2 protein-coding genes are annotated in these 1,639 nt (G+C 45.7%); both read right to left on the bottom strand.

From position 1 onward, the window contains the following. Window positions 1-126: 126 nt before the first annotated feature. Window positions 127-846 (bottom strand): IS4 family transposase, encoded by a 720-nt coding sequence (locus F6K53_RS40805; RefSeq protein ID WP_293085926.1) that lies wholly within the window; start codon window positions 844-846, stop codon window positions 127-129. 419 nt (window positions 847-1,265) lie between these two features. Next, window positions 1,266-1,442, bottom strand: a complete 177-nt coding sequence (locus F6K53_RS40810; RefSeq protein WP_293085929.1) for a hypothetical protein — start codon at window positions 1,440-1,442, stop codon at window positions 1,266-1,268. Window positions 1,443-1,639 lie beyond the last annotated feature (197 nt).

Here is a 1,639-nt window from a genome sequence, read left to right on the forward strand (position 1 = left end):
TCTAGGAGGTTTTTTTGAGCGGTTTTTGGGTTGAAATTGAAGTCGCTTGAGTTTCCATTCTGCTGGAGAGAACACCACTTGGCTTGAAGCATCCGGATTAAGTCGAGCGAGATTACGTCAACCACATTAGTCGCCAAGCAACAATATTATAAGTAGCCAATGCTTTGAGTAAACGCTCTCGGGTTTGAAGTTGAAGTTTTTCGCGCGCGTCAGCCACTTTTTAGCGGTTTTGTGAAAGCGTTCGATCAGCCATCGATAGCTATACCACCGTACACATTGCCAAGCTTTTTGGAAGTCGTCAATGGGTAGAGTGGTCAGCAACAACCAACGAATGGGTTGACTACCATCAGCCGGTTTCTCAGTCTCTTCTACCAGTAGTACGTTAATTTCCACTGGTTCAAGATTGTGAGGTTTGGGGTGATTTTGAGGCACTTCCAGTGTGACTTTCATCCCTCGAATTTGCAACGTTGCTTGACGAGCTGGACGTTTGGGATTACGCTCTAAGTTGATGGTCATTGTACCTAAAGTTGGCCTTTGTTCAATCATCGGTAACAGATATCCCATCTCCTCTTTCACCCTGCGGTTATATTCTCCTCGAATCAGTAATTCGCTATTGCCACAGCGCTGTTGGGCGAACAACTCAAAGATATCAGCTTCGCGATCAGCAACATGTATGAGCTTGGCTTTTTCGACTAGTCCAACGGATGCTCCAATAACGGTCTGTAACCATCGATAGCTTTCTTTTTCTTGAATCGGTTTTTTCTTGCGTTCTTTTTTCTTTCCACTCCTATGCTTTCTTGTCCAACTCTGCTGATGTAGCAGCCCCTTTTGGTTCCCCTTGAACACTTACCGCGCTTACAACTATGAACTTTGATTCGGAGTTGAATGGTCTGATTGATATATCCCAAACCCTTCGTTGCTTCATGTGTCGTATACTCCCTCTCTGTCGTATCTTGTATTGCCAGCACCACTCCTGCTTCTACACATCTCCTCACTACGCCTTCCCTGTGTGAAGCCAATATTTGTGTTTTTGTCACTTTCTCATTTGACCAAAATCTATAAATACTTTGGCTGTTGCTCGCATTACCACTCGCTTGTGGTACTGTTTCTCCTGGATGCTCGCGCTATGAGCAAAAGTGTCTTTCTCAATCTCTTGGCATGGCGTATGTCCTGAAAAATTTAGGATTTATTTCCTGGCTGATCCAATCCTTCATTTGTTATTCTTCATCTCCTGATTGACTTTTTCCTCTGATACTCTCACAACCTTACCCTCCCTGTCCACTCCCGCGAGGGTGCTCCTTCTTAAGTGCGCTCAGGGCAAGCTGCTGCCGTAGGCAATCGCATTTCTGGTTTTGCGATCGCATTTCTGGTTTTGCGATCGCATTTCTGGTTTTGCGATCGCAGTCTTGGGAGACCCCTGTTAGTCTAATAATGGCTCTCACCACTCCTCTCCCAATCCTTACCTCAATTCTAGTCTCTATCACTGTTTCGACTACTTTTGCCTAATGGATAGCAATTTTGGGGGGAACTTGAGTTAAAGTCCTCCGCCCCCCTAGCCCCCCAATTTTGGGGGGAACTTGAGTTAAAGTCCCCCAGAATTGGGGGATTTAGGGGGCTTGCAGCTAAAGGTAGTGAGGTC

Source organism: Moorena sp. SIO4A1 (assembly GCF_010672065.1).
In the GTDB taxonomy this organism is placed as follows: Bacteria; Cyanobacteriota; Cyanobacteriia; order Cyanobacteriales; family Coleofasciculaceae; genus Moorena.